15 protein-coding genes and 1 pseudogene are annotated in these 15,570 nt (G+C 42.5%); all 16 read right to left on the bottom strand.

Annotated elements, in window-relative coordinates:
* Window positions 1-2 precede the first annotated feature (2 nt).
* Window positions 3-269: a PAAR domain-containing protein gene (locus SOM82_RS01685; protein ID WP_118664847.1), complete on the bottom strand. Its 267-nt coding sequence runs from the start codon at window positions 267-269 to the stop codon at window positions 3-5.
* A gap of 29 nt (window positions 270-298) precedes the next feature.
* Window positions 299-982 (bottom strand): hypothetical protein, encoded by a 684-nt coding sequence (locus tag SOM82_RS01680; RefSeq protein ID WP_320461745.1) that lies wholly within the window; start codon window positions 980-982, stop codon window positions 299-301.
* 50 nt (window positions 983-1,032) lie between these two features.
* A complete protein-coding gene (locus SOM82_RS01675; RefSeq protein WP_320461746.1) occupies window positions 1,033-1,701 on the bottom strand; it encodes a hypothetical protein in 669 nt (222 codons plus the stop codon).
* The gene (locus SOM82_RS01670; RefSeq protein WP_320461747.1) at window positions 1,698-3,602 is read right to left on the bottom strand and encodes a muramidase family protein; all 1,905 of its coding nucleotides are present in this window, start codon (window positions 3,600-3,602) and stop codon (window positions 1,698-1,700) included. The genes SOM82_RS01675 and SOM82_RS01670 overlap by 4 nt, the downstream gene beginning before the upstream one ends.
* An 8-nt stretch (window positions 3,603-3,610) precedes the next feature.
* Window positions 3,611-4,150 carry a hypothetical protein gene (locus SOM82_RS01665; RefSeq protein WP_320461748.1) on the bottom strand — a complete coding sequence of 180 codons (540 nt, stop codon included), beginning with the start codon at window positions 4,148-4,150 and terminating at the stop codon, window positions 3,611-3,613.
* Entirely contained in the window at window positions 4,143-6,767 is a 2,625-nt protein-coding gene (locus SOM82_RS01660) for a type VI secretion system Vgr family protein (RefSeq protein ID WP_320461749.1), read from the bottom strand. The genes SOM82_RS01665 and SOM82_RS01660 overlap by 8 nt, the downstream gene beginning before the upstream one ends.
* Window positions 6,768-6,972: 205 nt before the next feature.
* Window positions 6,973-7,437 (bottom strand): putative T6SS immunity periplasmic lipoprotein, encoded by a 465-nt coding sequence (locus tag SOM82_RS01655; protein WP_320461750.1) that lies wholly within the window; start codon window positions 7,435-7,437, stop codon window positions 6,973-6,975.
* Complete coding sequence (locus SOM82_RS01650; protein ID WP_320461751.1) at window positions 7,431-7,994, bottom strand: type IV secretion protein Rhs; 564 nt, start codon at window positions 7,992-7,994, stop codon at window positions 7,431-7,433. The genes SOM82_RS01655 and SOM82_RS01650 overlap by 7 nt, the downstream gene beginning before the upstream one ends.
* A 14-nt stretch (window positions 7,995-8,008) precedes the next feature.
* Window positions 8,009-8,461, bottom strand: a pseudogene (locus SOM82_RS01645) (ClpB D2-like domain containing protein); the annotation flags it as partial.
* Window positions 8,443-8,952 carry a hypothetical protein gene (locus tag SOM82_RS01640; RefSeq protein WP_501083548.1) on the bottom strand — a complete coding sequence of 170 codons (510 nt, stop codon included), beginning with the start codon at window positions 8,950-8,952 and terminating at the stop codon, window positions 8,443-8,445. The pseudogene SOM82_RS01645 and the gene SOM82_RS01640, both read right to left, overlap by 19 nt.
* 281 nt (window positions 8,953-9,233) lie before the next feature.
* Window positions 9,234-9,872, bottom strand: a complete 639-nt coding sequence (locus SOM82_RS01635) for a DUF2931 family protein (RefSeq protein ID WP_501083547.1) — start codon at window positions 9,870-9,872, stop codon at window positions 9,234-9,236.
* A gap of 90 nt (window positions 9,873-9,962) precedes the next feature.
* The gene (locus SOM82_RS01630; RefSeq protein ID WP_320461753.1) at window positions 9,963-10,610 is read right to left on the bottom strand and encodes a DUF2931 family protein; all 648 of its coding nucleotides are present in this window, start codon (window positions 10,608-10,610) and stop codon (window positions 9,963-9,965) included.
* A complete protein-coding gene (locus SOM82_RS01625) occupies window positions 10,607-12,175 on the bottom strand; it encodes a T6SS phospholipase effector Tle1-like catalytic domain-containing protein (RefSeq protein ID WP_320461754.1) in 1,569 nt (522 codons plus the stop codon). The genes SOM82_RS01630 and SOM82_RS01625 overlap by 4 nt, the downstream gene beginning before the upstream one ends.
* A gap of 279 nt (window positions 12,176-12,454) precedes the next feature.
* Window positions 12,455-13,093, bottom strand: coding sequence for a DUF2931 family protein (locus SOM82_RS01620; protein ID WP_501083546.1), 639 nt, complete (start codon window positions 13,091-13,093; stop codon window positions 12,455-12,457).
* Between the two features lie 92 nt (window positions 13,094-13,185).
* The gene (locus SOM82_RS01615) at window positions 13,186-13,824 is read right to left on the bottom strand and encodes a DUF2931 family protein (RefSeq protein ID WP_320461755.1); all 639 of its coding nucleotides are present in this window, start codon (window positions 13,822-13,824) and stop codon (window positions 13,186-13,188) included.
* Window positions 13,821-15,407, bottom strand: coding sequence for a phospholipase effector Tle1 domain-containing protein (locus SOM82_RS01610; RefSeq protein ID WP_501083545.1), 1,587 nt, complete (start codon window positions 15,405-15,407; stop codon window positions 13,821-13,823). Before SOM82_RS01610 ends, SOM82_RS01615 begins: the two co-directional genes overlap by 4 nt.
* Window positions 15,408-15,570 lie beyond the last annotated feature (163 nt).

Raw genomic sequence — 15,570 nt, 5'->3', positions numbered from 1 at the left:
ACTTATCCTACTGAACAATCCGGCGCACTGGAGATAACATGGCAGCCACATTCACATTCGCAGCCATCCACCACAACTTCTTTGCCATCAGAAATCCATTCAGGTGATCCTTCTATAATGGCATTAATACCATGCCCTTCAACAGGACAATTAATTTCATCGCCAACTAAGGCTACTTTCTTTCCGTTCACAATCATGGTCGAAGATGCAGAGATAACCTCACCGCCATGCGTTGTTTTATCCCCAAGCAATACAAATCCTTTGGACATAGCACACCTAACAAATTAGTTTACACGTTTTAATTGAGGCGACGGAACTGAATCCATCCGTTTTTAATTTGAGAAACAATATCATCATCGAGAAATGCAGAACAAATACCGAGCTCATCGACGGCGAATACTGTAGCAGGATATCCGACTAATATATCTTTCCTGCCTGATGGGTCTGGCTCCTCAACATCAGGAAGCCCCGTTTCCGCATAATTATTAGTTTTTAAATATTGATTGCAATCAATACTAAACCCTTCATCATTGACTTCTTCTATCGGTGCCTTCTCTTCGATATCAAGGCGAACAACTTTACCATCAAATTTATCGCCAACAGAAATTCGTTCTTTCGAATCTTCTTTTAAAAAGCGAATAGTGTTTGCAGAAACAATCATTTCGCCCCCTGAAAACTTAGCACCTGCCCACCCTACAACATTTAAATCGGCATCACTACTTTCATGATAAAAGAATATAGTAGGCACATTATTATTTATTTTAATGTATATTTCATTAGTGGCGGCAAATTCAGGGTCGGGGCTTAAAATATATTCACTAGAATCTTTTTTTGGATTGTTAGCCAAAACCCCATATTCTTTCAACACCCCCTTCTCTTTATAAACCCAATAACCATAATACAAGCCATCTTTTATTTTGAGACCATTGCTGAATGCAATGGCAGGTAAAAACAAAACAAGGAAGGACATTAACTTAAACATAATCCCATTTCAATATAGAATGAGCTGCGCATACTTTCCAGATAGATAATTTAGATAATTCTCTTGAAAAGCATCCAACCCTTTAACACCTCAACCTTATTATTCTTATTTAAAATGGAGTTACATAAGCCATCATTACTCAAAAAAACACTACTACTATAGTCTTCCATTGGATCATTTTTTTTCTCTTTACCTCCGTATTTTTCGTTTGATTTAAAATATTCAGAACAGTCGATCTTGAAAACATCATTTTTTAAAATTTCTATAGGAGCAATTTCAGATGTTTTTTTAACTTTCTTATTTCCAGAGAATTTAACACCCACCTTATATTTTATGTCACGATCACTATCACCATCGGTATTATCATAAAAATTTCTTGTGGTTGGAGTATCAATCAATATTACCTTATCATTCAATTGGAAGTTGGCCCACCCAATAGTTGGCCCACCTTCAATTTCTTCATGCTTGAAGAAAACAGCACCAGAGCCCTTATTGATTACAATATATACTTCATCGTTGGACTGGTCATCAATTTTATTTTTCAAATAATAAAACCCGTCAACCTCATCAACATCCCCAACAACGCCAGCTATAGTTTTATAATTGTCATTAGGTCCATATGCCCATTCGAGATGATATAATCCAGGTTCTAAAGAAAAAGCACTTGCATTTAAAAAAAAAGGGAAAAGAAACAGGGAAATCACTAAAAATATTTTCATTGTACAATCTCCACATGGAACGCCGGCTCACCGCTATGCAAAAAAGGGCTGATGTATTTAAAGCCATCATTATTGGCAGCATATTCCGTAAGAGCCTTATCAAAGGCTAATAACACACTTCGCTTACTTGATAGGTTTTTACTAATATCAAATACATTTCTCTTAGCATACATTTCTTCTGAAACACAGTGACGTGATACTAATCGCCCCTCACTTTGAAGTTGAATTACTTTTTCTGTCATAGCTGCTTTAACTGCAGCTGTTTTGCTATGATCATTCCCACCGGCATCTATGGCCGCTTTAATGACCTCTCTCCCAGCTTTAGCATAATATGCTAACTGAGAATCTATCCCCTTGCCTTGCATATTACCATACATAGCATTCACTTGTTTTTCAACAGAACGTAACGTACTAGTTATCATGATTTTATGCACACCTGACGATTTCATTATTTCTTTTATAATATCAAGAGAATGATTGGTTACCAGATTTTTCAAGCTAAGAGGAATATCTTTAGAAAAATCCACCACCGGCTCAAAGTCTTTATCAACAGAAACATTTTTAGCTTTCCCCTCGGAAGTAGTCTGATGTTTCTCTGGATCACTTTTACTCCTACGAGCAACAGACTTATCTGTCGTCGTAGTTTTAATATGAATTACATTGTTTTTCTTTTCCGAGTCTGCGGACTTGCTTCCTTTTGGCAAAACAATATGGCTTCTCGAATACTCTATGGCTGCTTTAGTATTAGCATTTTCAACCCCAACGGTTTTGAGAATCTCTTTTTTTGTCTTCTCTGAAACATAGCGGCTAACATACCCATGGTTTTGATTATCGTCGGGTATTTTCAATTTAGCACCCACGCGTAACATGTTTACGTTATGAATCTTATTAATTCTTGCTAGCTTCTCAACTGATATGCAATGACTCTTAGCTATTGCCGATAAAGTGTCACCTTTCTTAACGGTATAAGTTAGAGTCTTATGCTTTCCATCGGTATCTTTTTCACCAGTTGCTTTAGCTAATTCTTTATAATTATCAGCAAGAATAGTAAACACAATTTCTGAACCTGCGATAGCATTGACTGATTCAGTCATCCCATTTGCATCAGTCATGCCTTTGATAAAAACTAGAGATTTCTCATAATCTGACACTAGATTCGGACATGTTGAAACAGGAAACGGAGAAATAGCAGCAATATAGTTTTTATTTTTGAATGCTGTATTATCCCCAATTGACAGCTTAAATTTAGTGCTTACCTCAGTGTTTTTGAGCAACCCTTCCGTAACAGATAAGCGATCGGTTATATATTGCGCCCATTTTATCCCATCTTTGCTTTTCTTACGCGTACCATCGAGATATTTCCCTAAACTATAGGCACCATCATGATGCAACAAATAAAGCCATTCCCAGTATTCACTTTGATCTGATGTGTAACTCTCCATTACCTTAGACTTATTAAGCAGAAAAGAATATATTACCGCATAGCATCCCTTCTCAGCATCAAAAACTTCTTCATTACGAAGATCTAGCTGAAAACCAAGAATGTCTTCAGATTGTGTTAATGTATCATTGATAAAACCAACAGTACCTTGAGCTAAACCAGCGGCACTTGTAGTCCCCGCAGCCGCATCCGGGTTAAATCCAGATTCAACTTTTGCCGTTAGTAATATATATGAGATTTCTTTATAACTCAATCCATAGCGGACGGCTATAGTGATTATCATATCTATGATAGCATCCTGGACTTCTTTGTCAGCATCTCCTGTTGTGCGGCTATTTCCTCTTAGCTTTCGAGATGTATCAATATCCGGATAGAGTGATATTAAAGAGAATGGTTTAATTTGGTCATCAAAATATGCCTTCCCTTTTTTTGCATTCAAGTACTCATATAAATCAGACATGCCATACCTCAGCGATTGCTAATAAAGTCTATATTTGTATTATTATATGGGTCTTTTATTTCTCGAGATCTAAGCTCAGAAAGTTTCTTGCCTGTAATAAACTCCCCTGACAGATTAAAAAATGGTGCATCAATATAGGATAGCAAAGAACCACTTACACTCTCTTCTTCATCCAATCCCAGATGATAACCTATGACAATACTGTCATTTTCATAACATTTCATTGTGGAAGGAGCCCAATCACCAGGCTTAACGACATTATTAAAAGTATAACCTTGATCTTCTAAAATCTTTATCTGTTCCTTTGGAATATATGGCAAATGAAATACTTTATTGCTTGCACTGGTTTTAACTTCCAACTGATAATCTTTGCATATATTTTCTGTGGAGCTCCCTTGGTACATCTGACACTCAGCAGTTACTTTTACTAAGGCAGAACCGCATTGCATTTGTACTGCTTTGGCGTTCCAGTCACTATTAGCAAAAGCCCCAAACGAGACCATACAAATGAACAATAAAAATCTGCAATTAAAAATAACACTATTCATCTCCATTCCCCTCACAATCACTGCATTGACAGCCATCATACTGAAATGACATATCTGAAAATGTTGAACAATGAACTCTATCCACAATGTTTTCGCTATCGTACCAATAGTCACTTTGCATTATTTCTAACTCAATTGGCTCATTCGAGTTTGATGTATAAACCGGAACTGTTTCACCATTCTCGTTAGTTTTACCAAATAGTTTCTGCCCATTACTTGCATTCAACATGTACGCAGCTGCAGCTACAGGTACGCCAGAATCAGAAGATGCTGCAAATTTCCCACTATATCCAGATGGAAACTGAGGCATAGAACTGCACATGCTTGCACTTCCCATTTTCTGCGCATTGGCACATTTCCACAGGATATTACCTTCACAGCCCAGAATAATATTTTTACCCTGCAACTGGATGAACGATCCATCCAGGTTTTTCAGCACGACATCTTTCGCTGCCGTGATTTCAACCCGCCCTTCCGTACTGGTTACGGTCACATCCTTTTTGGCTATCGCATCAAGCGCATCATCCTGAGCCTGAATTTCTACCTTACCCTTAGCGGCAAAGAGTTTCATCCCGGCCTTACGAGCCAACATACTCACGGCTTCTCCCGCTGCCACTGTAAAGTGTTTAAGTGCACTGATGTCAGTGTTTTGTTGTGACATAATCCCTACGCTGGCACTACCCGACGCCATGCGAACCGCCTGTGGGCTGGTGATACTCACGCCTTCAGGTGCATTCAACACAATTCCTGGCTGCACCAGATCTTTGAGGGCATCAGTTAACTTCACCTGGCTCTGAATATCCGCGGGTAGCGCCTGCGCAGTTTCAGCTGCGTCTGACATGCTTCGGGCAATACTCAGTGCATTCTCGAGCTGGGCAATCGCCTCCTGCATAGAAAGCATCTTGTCCCCGGCAAACGGCTGTTTATCTGCAGTGATAAACACCCCGGCACCACCCCGGATGGACACATACCGATCGGTACGCAATTCAGCACCTTCACCGCGAAGAATCCTGCTCGCATCGACGTTGTGACCTAAATTAAGTTGGGTCTTACCACCGTACTCTGTACTGAGCTTAACGTGCTCTTCACCGCGCTTGTCCTCCATCCGCAGCTTGTTCAGCCCTGCTGTGCGGATAACATTGCGCGTGCTGTTGGCCTCAGTGACGTGGTCGACATGGCGGGAGTCGTGCATCGCGTGGGCGATATACGGGCGGTCCGGGTCACCTTCATGGAAAGCGATGGCCACTTCAGTACCCTGAATCAGCGGGAAGTGGAAGCCGTACTTATCACCACCGTAGGGCTTGGCGAAGCGTACCGGCATACTTTCCATGCCCTGGCGTTTGTCGTCGCGGTCGGCGTCAAATTTTACCCGGTACATGCCGGATGCATCCTGCCAGGCGTAGATGTCGTTATCCTTGGCGCTGGTCACGCGCGCCATCAGGGTGCCGCTCACCACCGGGCGCTTTTTAGCCGCAGGACGCCAGCAACGGTTTTCGTAGTACGGCATCCCTTCCCACATGACTACCAGGGCATTCTTACGGCTGGCAATATAACCCGTGCGGGTAATGATAATGCCGTTGTCCGTTTCTGAGGGTAAAGTCGGCGGTATCGCCAGTTCACTGATGGTTAATACCTGCGCCGGAGAAAGCAAAGCATCATTACTGCAGCCGCTGATAGTCGTCTGTCCTGACAGAAAACGCTCGTGTTCAAGCCGAGCCCAGAAGTTGCCGGTTTCCGCTGAAGGTGTGATTTTATCGCCACGTTCAAGATGACGCGGCAGGTAGTGATAAACCTCACCGTAGGCCACACCGTCACCGTCGCCACGGGTCATGTCCGCCGGTACAGAGGTCAGGATATTCTGGGCTTCACGGTGATTGTAATCACTGGCAGTAACATTACGCTCTACCACGTTCTGTCGGACGTTAACCCCCCATATCGAGTCAGCAGCATTATCACTCATCCCTGACGGGCTGCTGAGTGGCAGCGATTTACCAAACGTCCAAGCGCTCTGCTTGTCTGCGAAATGCACCACTTCAGTCTGGGTATCGGGTTGCAGGGTGAAGAAGTAGAAAATCCCCACTTCGGCCAGCAAACGCTCAATAAACTCGAGGTCATTTTCCTTGTACTGGTTAATCTGTTCACGCTTCGGATAGTCTGCTTTGAGGGTGAACTCATATTCCCAGCCTTTCAGGCCATGTTCCTGCAAAACTTCGGCGACAACTTCCGGTACCGACTTATTAACGAAAAAGCGGTGGGTACGGAATTGCTTGCGCAGCAAAGACAGGAACGGCTCAATAATAATCTGGTACGTCGCCTGGTCACGTGAGCCACTGATACGCTTAAAATGCGTCACCACACCATGTACCACTTTCTGCCCGGTCAACCCCATCAGAGGCCCGGTTCCCATGGTTAGCGTGGCAGGTTTGGTCAACAGTTGCGCTGAACTGATATTCTGAGCGCTGCTGGTAAATATGATGGTATAGGTATAAAGCTCGCTCATGAACTCATTACCGTTAAATTCTTCCACATCCAGTGCTGCAGTACAGGACGGTATATCCAGACGGTAACGGTTCAGCCCATCTTCAGTTAGGGCCTTGAACGTATCGGTCAGACTCATGATATCGACTCCATGGGATAACCTGCTGTTCATTACTCTCTTGACGAAGGGCAAGTAGCAGATTTAATCAGGGGTACTCAGCGAGTACGAAAAAGTTATTACAATTCCAGCCCCGACAGCGCAATGAGGGCTCTAACCATTTATTCGGGAATTTCAAAATTGTTCATGCTAAAGAAAATTACTTACTTCCCGAGACTGCCATTCATCAATTCTTTATCATTTCATCATACGACCTTAGGATCTCCATATCGTTGGGTCGTATGTTATGAACCACGCCTTTACTCACCTCAAGTGCTGAAACAATACGTCGAGGACGGTCCTCATGCCTTAATGAGGCAAAGCTTGCCTGAATGAAATACTGACCATCTTTATTAAAATTATAAAAAGACGGTGGAATGCAAAGTAATTCATTACTTATCCGTAATTGTGGGCTGAATATTATTTTTTCATTTTTAGATTTTGTTCCCCGAGGATTAATAGATATGTACTTTAAAACATAGTCATCGCCACCATTGACAGAGAAGCAAACACTCCCATCATTAACAATGATATGTCCCTCTTCATCTGGTTGCAGTCTGTCGCCAGGCCCCGGACATCCTGTTAAAGTTTGCAAAAATATAGCAGCAAGCAGGCCTGCACGCAGAACCCGAAAAACGATCGGAATTACCATGGAAAACCTCTTAACGCGTTTTTATACCCTTGCTTAATGACAGATTCAGAAATATCACCATCCAAAGTTATACTATGGTCAATCCTCAGTTTTAACCAGCCATAATACCCTTCACTTTGCAAAGCAAAATTATCTGCAATGATTTGTGCTTGCTGCTCCATTGAATATTCGCTTAACAGTCGCCCATCGAGCGTATACCGATAGCTCACCAGCCAGCTTATCAAGCCTCTGGCAATGACGTTCATTCCCCGTTCTCTCTGCCAAACATGACTCATTTCGTGAATAAATAAATGCCGTAAAAATGGCAAGCTTTTTGAAAAGTCATCGCGATACCAATACCTGAAATATATTTCACCATTAGGCGTCATGGCTGTATGTTCATCCTGCAACCCAAACGGCAGATAGCTACCATGATGAATTTTCACCTTATCGTAATCGATCCGGTTGCCGAATACCGTTCTGGCTAAGGCGACTTCCCCGGTGGTCAGTTTTCTGACGGAATCATCGTCCTGCTTCTTGTCGTCCTTCTTTTTCTTACTGGCATCATGAATGGTCATTCCCTGCCTCCGGATTAGCGTTCAGCCGCTTCTGAAAATTCAAGCCCAATCCCTTCTTCATCGCTCCAGCCTAACGTCAGCGACGTCGGCTTCTGTTTCGCCGCCATGTGCATAAGCAGTTGCTGACTCAGCACCGGCAAAATCTGCTGGTTGAGCAGGCTGTCGACGTTGCGCGCGCCGGTATCCGGCAACAGGCAGGCGGCGGTCAGGGCATCGAACAGACTCTCATCAATGTGGGTGGACAGGCCGTAGTGGCGGTGCAGGCGCTTACTGACCTGGTCGAGCTTCATCTGCACGATGGTGCGCATCGCGGTTTCGGCCAGTGGCCGGAAGATCACCGTCTGGAAACGGGCCAGCAGCGCGGGCTGGAAATGATCGCGCAGGATCGGGCGCAACAGTTCATGCAGATCGCTTTCTGTAGCCTCTGGCTGCTCGTCAATCAGTTGCATCAGAGGGCCGCTGCCAAGAATTGCTTAGAAATCAGCTGGATAGCGTCATCGACCTTTTTAGTTACCCCTTCAAAAACTTCTCCAATACCCATTCCAATTAAACTATCTTCTTTATCTCTAGCTGTGCCGATACCTTCTACATACACAGCCACCTGATAGTCTGTTTTTTCATCTATTTTTATCTGTGCATCGACTGAATACAATGTATTTAACCAATGGATATTAGAATAATAACCGAGATAACTTCCTGCTCCATTATCACTCATATCTAGTTTACGTGAGCAGGACTCGGCATCCTCTGCATTTACACCGACATCCATATTTGTGCATGTATTTAAAAGACGATTATCGGTATTAAAAACGTTATTCCCGGTACCATCAAAAAACATACCAATGGTGAGGGTAATTCCTGGTACAGTTTTACGTTTACAGACCACTGTTTTCTCTGACACATTCACATCAGTAAAGTGCTCGCACTCACTGGCTTCCCATGCATGGAAATCACTCATGCTTATTTACTCCCTGTAGATGGATTGCCGGTCCCAATGATCTCAATATTTAATTTGCCGGGCATTGAGGTATAAACGGGCAGCGTTTTGCCATGTTCATCGGAGGTTCCGGTAAATATCTGACCGTCCGCCGTGGTTACCTTATATTCTGCATTAGCGGGTTATAAACACAACAATACTTGCATGCATTATCCTTAACATATTACAGGATAAAAAAAGCAATACCCCACACAAGATCGAAACTACCGTCCTAAACACACAAATAAAATAACCACAATGATTTACCATGACCCATATGGGTATTTTTTATCTTTTATAAATTGTTTCATACCATCGCTATATTCATAACCATTTGGAAAATTTGTTTCCCCTCTGCAAATATCAAGTTTATCGCCCGAAACCGTCGTAATTTTGGTTGACGTTTGTTCGATGTTAGGCTTTCCGTTATTTAGCAACCAGACCCGGACTTTCCCCTCCGGAGCCAGCCCTATTACCATATAACGAAAATAATAGGGTTTATCTGGATTATCCCACTCAGGCTCTGTGGATTCCATTTTCTTGCTTGTATCAGCAGCAAAAAAAAGCGTCGTCTCATATACTTTTTTGTCGATAATTGAATCCCAGCAAAACTTTATCATCTGTGGTGGCGCATCGGCTTTATTAAAGGTGGCTTTTCCTTTCCCAATATAATCACCCCATGCTCCCACACTGTTTCCCTGCGGCTGATCGATAGTCCGGAATACATATCCATAGCCATCTGTGTCCAGAAACTTCACCAGCGTAACCGCGGCAGGAAGCGCTTTCGGCGTGGTAAATGTAAAATACATCTTATCCCAGGGAACTTTAGTTTTTCCCTGCGAAGAAGAATTATCACATCCAGTCAATAACAGAACCAGGAATAAAGCTGCCCATATTTTCATGCATTATCATTAATATATTCTAGAATAAAAAACATTCCACACAAGAGCGAAATAACCATCCAAAAAACACAAAAAAATAACCACAACGATTCACCATGACCCATATGGGTATTTTTTGTTTTTTATAAAATCAATCGTGTCGTCGTCATATCCATAGCTAAAGTCACTTTTAGTCACTCCTTTGCACATATCTAATTCTTTGCCGGAAACCGTTGTAATCTCTGTGCCAGTCTGCTCAAGGTTAGGCCTACCATTATTTTTTAACCAAACCCTTACTTTTCCTTCTGGTGCCAGACCAATCACCACATATTCAAAGTAATAAGTATCCTCAGGACTGTAGTTACTGGGTTCCGTAGTAAGCATTTTATTTTTAGTTTCAGATGAAAACACTAATGTGGTTTCATAAACTTTTTTGTCAATAATTGAATCCCAGCAAAATTGCATAACTTGCGGGGGAGAAGATGCTTTATTAAAAGGCGAGGTTCCCTTTCCGGCATGCTGGCTCCATGTCCCCACACTCTGCCCTTGTGGTTGATCGATTGTCCGAAAAACTTTTCCATAACCATTAACATCAATAAGCTTTACAAGTGTTACCTGAGCAGGTAATGCTTTAGGTGTCGAAAAGGTAAAGTACCACTCATCAAAAGGGGCTTTAATCTTCCCTTGCTGGTCAGTGGCCGAACTGCTGTTGCAACTAACCAAAAAAGCAAATGATAAGAGTATAGTAATTAATCTCATGCTTTTTCTCCTTTCATATTCCATACTGCACGGGTCCAGCCGGGGTTTGGTCGATTAATAAATCCAAACACTTCTGTCGCTTTTACTGCTCCATATATTTTTTCAATATGCTTACCATCAAGCCATACCGTTTTGAACTCGACGGGGTTCCAATTTGCTGAGCAATGAATGTATTTTCCAATCAATTCAATTTCAGCTGCAGTAAAATATACTGGGACACCTCCACCTCGAACGGCTTTGCCTTGGTTAATCGCTTTTTGACTCAAGCTCTCTAGATCAGGAGGTAATTTTAAATCTTCATTAGCTTTCCTAATAAGATTAAATACACTACCAGCCTCAAGGGCAGCATCAAGCATCACCCTTAAGCTGACCTTGCTCCAGTCATTAGGGACAACTCGCTTAAGCGTCACAGCAGCGCCGACGCGTTTTTCTATTATCTCCTGACGCCGTTTATCATGGTTTACCAGATAGTCATACCAGGTTTCAGTTTTTATCTCTCCACTCGCCATTATTGGGCTTAGATTAGGAAACACCTTCAAATCAGGTGTTTCAGCTGCAGTCTGTCGATAAACATCAGTAATCTCTGGGGGAACACTATCCCTTACCGTTTCATTTTTCGGCTTAGTTAAAAAATAATATTCCTGCTCATTTGGGTTGTAACCACCGCCAATATCGGAATGTACACCGGGGAGAGATAGTTCTGGCCATGATTCTTTTATACTGTTCAGGCTAAAGTTATATCGACACTCGTGCATCGCAGCTATCTGGAAAACTTTCTGTGCGATATCGGGAGGTAAATCAAGATCCACGCCAGGATTTATGGCATCGTGCGGGTCAAGCCCAACGGCGCAAACGGTGTCAAACAATCCGATAAACCGCACTTCACCGGCAGGCTGCCCATGCTGATTTCGGCCATCTAACCCCTTAGTGATTGCTTGCTGTATTGCGTTATCATTATTTCTGACGCGATTTGCAAAATGACGGGCCGCTGCTGCGCCCCTACTGAAACCGAATATATCAAATTGGATTTTCTCTATTGCGTTTGTTATGCCACTTCCTTCACCGAGCAGAGTTCGGATTTCTTTTGCGATCTGAGAAACACCTTCATCAGTCTTATCAACCACACCTTCTGATAAAGTCCCGGTCCCCATTGCTACCAGGCTGTCTTCTATGCCTTTTTGTGTGCCAATACCTTGAACGTAGACAGCACGCTGAAATTGAGTTTTATCCTCAACAACCTCATCATCAACGGAATAAAGTGTATTTAGCCAATGAATATTTGAATAATATCCCATAAAACTACTACTGCCATTTACACTCATCCCCAGTTTTTTGGTACAAAGCTCAAGATCTTCTTTTTTAAGACCAACATCAAGGTGAGTACAACTTTTCAATAAGCGCTCATCTGTATTGAAGACATTATTACCTGTACCATCAAAAAACATACCAATGGTGATGGTAATTCCTGGTACAGTTTTACGTTTACAGACCACTGTTTTCTCTGACACATTCACATCAGTAAAGTGCTCGCACTCACTGGCTTCCCATGCATGGTAATCACTCATGCATATTTACTCCCTGTAGGTGGATTGCCAGCCCCAATGATCTCAATATTTAATTTGCCGGGCATTGAGGTATAAACGGGCAGCGTTTTGCCATGCTCATCGGAGGTTCCGGTGAATATCTGACCGTCAGCAGTGGTTACCTTATATTCTGCATTAGCGGGTTACAAACCCAACAATACTTTCATGCATTATCCTTAACATATTACAGGATAAAAAAAGCAATACCCCTCGCAAGAGCGGAACTACCGTCTTAAACAGACAAATAACAACCACAATGATTTACCATGCCCCATATGGGTATTTTTTATCTTTTATAAACTCGGGAGTCTCCCCATAATAAACATATCCATTCGGATGTTTAGTCACTCCTTTACACATGTCAAGTTCATCGCCCGAAACCGTCGTAATTTTGGTTGACGTTTGTTCGATGTTAGGCTTTCCGTTATTCAGCAACCAGACCCGGACTTTCCCCTCCGGAGCCAGCCCTATTACCATATAACGAAAATAATAAGGCTTATCTGGATTATCCCACTCAGGCTCTGTGGATTCCATTTTCTTGCTTGTATCGGGAGCGAAAAAAAGCGTCGTCTCATATACTTTTTTGTCGATAATTGAATCCCAGCAAAACTTTATCATCTGTGGTGGCGCATCGGCTTTATTAAAGGTGGCTTTTCCTTTCCCAATATAATCACCCCATGCTCCCACACTGTTTCCCTGCGGCTGATCGATAGTCCGGAATACATATCCATAGCCATCTGTGTCCAGAAACTTCACCAGCGTAACCGCGGCAGGAAGCGCCTTCGGCGTGGTAAATGTAAAATACATCTTATCCCAGGGAACTTTAATTTTTCCCTGCGAAGAAGAATTATCACATCCAGTCAATAACAGAACCAGGAATAAATCCGCCCATATTTTCATGCATTATCCTTAATTTATTCCAGAATAAAAAACATTCCACACAAGAGCGAAATCACCATCCAAAAAACACAAAAAAAAATAACCACAATGATTTACCATGCCCCATATGGGTATTTTTTATCTTTTATAAACTCGGGAGTCTCCCCATAATAAACATATCCATTCGGATGTTTAGTCACTCCTTTACACATGTCAAGTTTATCGCCCGAAACCGTCGTAATTTTGGTTGACGTTTGTTCGATGTTAGGCTTTCCGTTGTTTTTCAACCAGACCCGAACTTTCCCCTCAGGTGCGAGGCCGATTACCATTGATAGAAAATAATAAGGCTCGCCAGGATTATCCCACTCAGGCTCTGTGGATTCCATTTTCTTGCTTGTATCAGGAGCAAAAAACAGCGTCGTCTCATATACCTTTTTGTCGATAATTGAATCCCAGCAAAACTTTATCATCTGTGGTGGCGCATCGGCTTTATTAAAGGTGGCTATGCCCATGCCAATACGGTCCCCCCACGTCCCCACACTGTTTCCCTGCGGCTGATCGATAGTCCGGAATACATATCCATAGCCATCTGTGTCCAGAAACTTCACCAGCGTAACCACGGCAGGAAGCGATTTTGGTGTGGTAAATGTAAAATACATCTTATCCCAGGGAACTTTAATTTTTCCCTGCGAAGAAGAATTATCACATCCAGTCAATAACAAAACGAGGAACAGACCCGTCACTATTCTCATGCTTTTTCCCCTTGCATATTCCAGACCGACCGCACCCAATTTTCATTTGGCATATTAACATAGCCGATAACCTGCACTTTCTTCTCCGCACCATAAATCGTCCTCACTTGTTTGCCATCCAGCCAGACATCCTTAAATTTCAGTCCGTTCCAGTTAGCTGAGCAGTGAATATATTTTCCAATTATCAGTAACTCATCAGATGTGAAAGATGCAGGAACCTGACCCATTCTGATAGCCATCCCCTGAGTAATTGCTTTCTGGCTCAACAATTCAAGTTCATCGGGTAATTTCATATCCGGATCTTCGGGGTCAATATCATTAAAATTCGAACCATTTTCCTGAGCCGCATCCAGCATAACCTGCAAACTGACCTTACTCCAGTCATTAGGCACAATACGTTTGAGGGTTATAGCTGCCCCTACGCGCTTCTCTATTGTCCCCGCCCGCTGCGCATCCATATCCACGATATAATCATACCAACACTCTTCCTTTACCTCTCCAGAAGGTAATATATATTCAAGAGCTGGATTAGCCCTTAGATCCGGCAGTTTCGCTGCAGTATTTTTATAAACAAGCGTATTTTCGTTAACAGCCTTCACGTTGATATTTTCACCTGCTGGCTCCGTCAGAAAGTAATATTCCTGCTCATTCGGATTATACCCACCACCAATATCAGAGTGTACCCCTGGCAATGCAAGTTCTGGCCAGGAATCTTTGATGCTATTCAGACTGAAATTATAACGAACCTCATGCATAGCGGATATCTGAAATACTTTCTGCGCGATATCTGGTGGAAGCTTCAGTTCTACGCCGGGATTAACCGGGCCATGAACATCAAACAGGTTCGTGACAGAACCAACAGCACACACTGTATCAAACAATCCCAAAAATCGAACCTCTCCGGCTGGTTTTCCGTGCTGATTTCTCCCATTCAGACCAGTCTTTATTGCTTGCTGTATAACATTGTCTTGATTCCTGACGCGATTGGCAAAATGACGGGCGGCGGCTGCACCGCGACTAAAACCAAAAACATCGAACTGAATTTTATCAATTGCACATGTAATATTATTATCAGTCACTATCAGTGCTTTTAGTTGATTAGAAATCTGCGAGATAGCGTCATCGACCTTTTTAGTCACCCCTTCGAAAACTTCTCCAATACCCATTCCAATTAAACTATCTTCTTTATCTCTAGCTGTGCCGATACCTTCTACATACACAGCCACCTGATAGTCTGTTTTTTCATCTATTTTTATCTGTGCATCAATTGTATACAACGTATTTAACCAATGGATATTAGAATAATAACCGAGATAACTCCCTGCTCCATTATCACTCATATCTAGTTTACGTGAGCAGGACTCGGCATCCTCTGCATTTACACCGACATCCATATTTGTGCATGTATTTAAAAGACGGTTATCGATATTAAAAACGTTATTCCCGGTACCATCAAAAAACATACCAATGGTGATGGTAATGCCTGGAACAGGCTTACGCTTACAGACGACTGTTTTCTCTGACACATTCACATCAGTAAAGTGCTCGCACTCACTGGCTTCCCATGCATGGAAATCACTCATGCTTATTTACCCCCTGTAGATGGATTGCCGGTCCCAATGATCTCAATATTTAATTTGCCGGGCATTGAGGTATAAACGGGCAGCGTTTTGCCATGTTCATCGGAGGTTCCGGTAAATATCTGACCGTCCGCCGTGGTTACCTTATATTCTGCATTAGCGGGTT

Origin of the sequence: Lelliottia sp. CFBP8978 (assembly GCF_034046055.2) — a bacterium.
Taxonomy (GTDB): Bacteria; Pseudomonadota; Gammaproteobacteria; order Enterobacterales; family Enterobacteriaceae; genus Enterobacter.
The sequence above is the reverse complement of the archived record's forward strand: the minus strand, read 5'-3'. Positions and strand labels throughout refer to the sequence as shown.

What these genes read in the sequence shown, in the direction of transcription:
- SOM82_RS01615 (WP_320461755.1), bottom strand. Translation starts at nt 13,824, where the DNA reads ATGAGAATAGTGACGGGTCTGTTCCTCGTTTTGTTATTGACTGGATGT.
- SOM82_RS01610 (WP_501083545.1), bottom strand. Translation starts at nt 15,407, where the DNA reads ATGAGTGATTTCCATGCATGGGAAGCCAGTGAGTGCGAGCACTTTACT.
- SOM82_RS01670 (WP_320461747.1), bottom strand. Translation starts at nt 3,602, where the DNA reads ATGTCTGATTTATATGAGTACTTGAATGCAAAAAAAGGGAAGGCATAT.
- SOM82_RS01625 (WP_320461754.1), bottom strand. Translation starts at nt 12,175, where the DNA reads ATGAGTGATTACCATGCATGGGAAGCCAGTGAGTGCGAGCACTTTACT.
- SOM82_RS01660 (WP_320461749.1), bottom strand. Translation starts at nt 6,767, where the DNA reads ATGAGTCTGACCGATACGTTCAAGGCCCTAACTGAAGATGGGCTGAAC.
- SOM82_RS01680 (WP_320461745.1), bottom strand. Translation starts at nt 982, where the DNA reads ATGTTTAAGTTAATGTCCTTCCTTGTTTTGTTTTTACCTGCCATTGCA.
- SOM82_RS01635 (WP_501083547.1), bottom strand. Translation starts at nt 9,872, where the DNA reads ATGAAAATATGGGCAGCTTTATTCCTGGTTCTGTTATTGACTGGATGT.
- SOM82_RS01620 (WP_501083546.1), bottom strand. Translation starts at nt 13,093, where the DNA reads ATGAAAATATGGGCGGATTTATTCCTGGTTCTGTTATTGACTGGATGT.
- SOM82_RS01655 (WP_320461750.1), bottom strand. Translation starts at nt 7,437, where the DNA reads ATGGTAATTCCGATCGTTTTTCGGGTTCTGCGTGCAGGCCTGCTTGCT.
- SOM82_RS01650 (WP_320461751.1), bottom strand. Translation starts at nt 7,994, where the DNA reads ATGACCATTCATGATGCCAGTAAGAAAAAGAAGGACGACAAGAAGCAG.
- SOM82_RS01685 (WP_118664847.1), bottom strand. Translation starts at nt 269, where the DNA reads ATGTCCAAAGGATTTGTATTGCTTGGGGATAAAACAACGCATGGCGGT.
- SOM82_RS01640 (WP_501083548.1), bottom strand. Translation starts at nt 8,952, where the DNA reads ATGAGTGATTTCCATGCATGGGAAGCCAGTGAGTGCGAGCACTTTACT.
- SOM82_RS01675 (WP_320461746.1), bottom strand. Translation starts at nt 1,701, where the DNA reads ATGAAAATATTTTTAGTGATTTCCCTGTTTCTTTTCCCTTTTTTTTTA.
- SOM82_RS01630 (WP_320461753.1), bottom strand. Translation starts at nt 10,610, where the DNA reads ATGAGATTAATTACTATACTCTTATCATTTGCTTTTTTGGTTAGTTGC.
- SOM82_RS01665 (WP_320461748.1), bottom strand. Translation starts at nt 4,150, where the DNA reads ATGAATAGTGTTATTTTTAATTGCAGATTTTTATTGTTCATTTGTATG.